The organism is Pseudoalteromonas sp. S408 (assembly GCF_005886645.1).
Taxonomy (GTDB): domain Bacteria; phylum Pseudomonadota; class Gammaproteobacteria; order Enterobacterales; family Alteromonadaceae; genus Pseudoalteromonas.
On record NZ_PNDY01000024.1, the window covers coordinates 1 to 3,167 of the forward strand.

1 rRNA gene is annotated in these 3,167 nt (G+C 48.5%); it reads right to left on the reverse strand.

Annotated elements, in window-relative coordinates:
- Positions 1-65: 65 nt before the first annotated feature.
- Positions 66-2,953, reverse strand: a 23S ribosomal RNA gene (locus CWB62_RS16070).
- Positions 2,954-3,167: the final 214 nt, after the last annotated feature.

Below are 3,167 nucleotides of genomic sequence, written 5' to 3' on the forward strand. Positions count from 1 at the left end.
ATCTACTTTAGTTATATTAACTTCTTCGCTTGTTTCACTATCACATAAAACGCGTTTGGCGTTGTATGGTTAAGCCTCACGGGTAATTAGTACAAGTTAGCTTAATGGCTCACACCACTTCCACATCTTGCCTATCAACGTTGTAGTCTTCAACGGCCCTTCAGAGACTTTAAAAGTCTAGTGAGAACTCATCTCGAGGCCTGCTTCGCGCTTAGATGCTTTCAGCGCTTATCAGTTCCGAACGTAGCTACCGGGCAATGCCATTGGCATGACAACCCGAACACCAGCGGTTCGTTCACTCCGGTCCTCTCGTACTAGGAGCAACCCCTCTCAATTCTCAAACGCCCACGGCAGATAGGGACCGAACTGTCTCACGACGTTCTAAACCCAGCTCGCGTACCACTTTAAATGGCGAACAGCCATACCCTTGGGACCGACTTCAGCCCCAGGATGTGATGAGCCGACATCGAGGTGCCAAACACCGCCGTCGATATGAACTCTTGGGCGGTATCAGCCTGTTATCCCCGGAGTACCTTTTATCCGTTGAGCGATGGCCCTTCCATTCAGAACCACCGGATCACTATGACCTACTTTCGTACCTGCTCGACGTGTCTGTCTCGCAGTTAAGCTGGCTTCTACCATTACACTAACCGTACGATGTCCGACCGTACTTAGCCAACCTTCGTGCTCCTCCGTTACTCTTTGGGAGGAGACCGCCCCAGTCAAACTACCCACCAGGCACTGTCCGTAACCCCGATTCAGGGGCCAACGTTAGAACATCAAAACTACAAGGGTGGTATTTCAAGGACGACTCCAACAAGACTAGCGTCTCATCTTCAAAGTCTCCCACCTATCCTACACATGTAGGTTCAATGTTCAGTGCCAAGCTGTAGTAAAGGTTCACGGGGTCTTTCCGTCTAGCCGCGGGTACACAGCATCTTCACTGCGATTTCAATTTCACTGAGTCTCGGGTGGAGACAGCGTGGCCATGGTTACACCATTCGTGCAGGTCGGAACTTACCCGACAAGGAATTTCGCTACCTTAGGACCGTTATAGTTACGGCCGCCGTTTACCGGGGCTTCGATCAAGAGCTTCTCCGAAGATAACCCCATCAATTAACCTTCCGGCACCGGGCAGGTGTCACACCGTATACGTCATCTTGCGATTTTGCACAGTGCTGTGTTTTTAATAAACAGTCCCAGCCACCTGGTCACTGCGGCTCCCGTCCGCTTAGAGAGCAAGTCTCATCACAGATAGGAGCGTACCTTCTCCCGAAGTTACGGTACGATTTTGCCTAGTTCCTTCACCCGAGTTCTCTCAAGCGCCTTAGTATTCTCTACCTGACCACCTGTGTCGGTTTGGGGTACGATTCGGTATAATCTGAAGCTTAGAGGCTTTTCCTGGAAGTATGGCATCAGCAACTTCATCACCGTAGTGACTCGTCTCGTGTCTCAGGTTTAATGTTCGTCCGGATTTACCTAAACAAACGCCCTACTCACTTTCACATGGACAACCATCGCCATGCTTGCTTAGCCTTCTCCGTCCCCCCATCGCAATTATACCAAGTACGGAAATATTAATCCGTTTCCCATCGACTACGCCTTTCGGCCTCGCCTTAGGGGTCGACTTACCCTACCCTGATTAACATGGGATAGGAACCCTTGGTCTTCCGGCGTGCGGGTTTTTCACCCGCATTATCGTTACTCATGTCAGCATTCGCACTTCTGATACCTCCAGCAACCCTCCCGGGTCACCTTCAACGGCTTACAGAACGCTCCCCTACCACTCAGAATAAATTCTGAATCCGCAGCTTCGGTGCATAGTTTAGCCCCGTTACATCTTCCGCGCAGACCGACTCGACCAGTGAGCTATTACGCTTTCTTTAAAGGATGGCTGCTTCTAAGCCAACCTCCTGGCTGTCTGGGCCTTTCCACATCGTTTCCCACTTAACTATGACTTTGGGACCTTAGCTGGCGGTCTGGGTTGTTTCCCTCTTCACGACGGACGTTAGCACCCGCCGTGTGTCTCCCGGATAGTACTTTACGGTATTCGGAGTTTGCAAAGGGTTGGTAAGTCGGGATGACCCCCTAGCCTTAACAGTGCTCTACCCCCGTAAGTATTCGTCCGAGGCTCTACCTAAATAGATTTCGGGGAGAACCAGCTATCTCCCGGTTTGATTAGCCTTTCACTCCTAGCCACAGGTCATCCCCTAACTTTTCAACGTTAGTGGGTTCGGTCCTCCAGTTGATGTTACTCAACCTTCAACCTGCCCATGGCTAGATCACCGGGTTTCGGGTCTATACCTTGCAACTATTCGCCCAGTTAAGACTCGGTTTCCCTACGGCTACCCTAATCGGTTAACCTCGCTACAAAATATAAGTCGCTGACCCATTATACAAAAGGTACGCAGTCACAGAACAAGTCTGCTCCTACTGCTTGTACGTACACGGTTTCAGGTTCTATTTCACTCCCCTCACAGGGGTTCTTTTCGCCTTTCCCTCACGGTACTGGTTCACTATCGGTCAGTTGGGAGTATTTAGCCTTAGATGATGGTCCACCTATATTCAGTCAAAGTTTCACGTGCTCCGACCTACTCGATTTCACTTAAAATGTCTTTTCATGTACGGGACTATCACCCTGTATCGTGGCACTTTCCAGAGCCTTCCATTAACACATAATAAGCTTAAGGGCTGTTCCGATTTCGCTCGCCGCTACTTTCGGAATCTCGGTTGATTTCTTTTCCTACGGGTACTTAGATGTTTCAGTTCTCCGCGTTCGCCTCGTTAACCTATGTATTCAGTTAACGATACCTGCAAGCAGGTGGGTTTCCCCATTCGGAAATCCTAGTCTCAAGTGCTTTTTACTAGCTTGACTAGGCTTATCGCAAGTTAATACGTCCTTCATCGCCTCCAACTGCCAAGGCATCCACCGTGTACGCTTAGTCACTTAACCATACAACCCAAACGGGTCTTTGTTGTGTGACAGTTTAACTTCGCCAGAAGTTAATATTGAATACTAAAGTAGATACCAATCAATCAACTCATAAGAGTGATTAAATGGCACTGAATGATACTGCTATCATTCTTTTTTACTTTTGAAAACTCTGTACAAATACATTGTATTCATACGAATTTTATTATCAGCTTTTCCAAATTTTTAAAGAGCA